General features: G+C 65.0%; 1 protein-coding gene. It reads right to left on the bottom strand.

The window, feature by feature from the left end; translation table 11 throughout:
* Positions 1-206 (bottom strand): ABC transporter substrate-binding protein (locus HMPREF3014_RS26360; protein ID WP_256562446.1); only part of this gene is annotated, 206 nt, incomplete at both ends.

Below are 206 nucleotides of genomic sequence, written 5' to 3' on the forward strand. Positions count from 1 at the left end.
CTTGTTCACCGCCATGTCCAGCGCCTGGCGTACTTCGAGCTGGTCGAACGGCTTGTGGGTGACGTTGTAGGCGATGTAGCCGAGGTTGAAGCCTGGCTGCGAGGGCACCTTCAGGTTCGCCGCTTCCTGCAGGGCCTTGAGATCGGCGGGGCGTGGGTTGAGGGTGATCTGGCACTCGCCGGCCTTGAGCTTCTGCGCGCGCACCG

Origin of the sequence: Pseudomonas sp. HMSC065H01 (genome assembly GCF_001815235.1) — a bacterium.
GTDB lineage: Bacteria > Pseudomonadota > Gammaproteobacteria > Pseudomonadales > Pseudomonadaceae > Pseudomonas > Pseudomonas aeruginosa.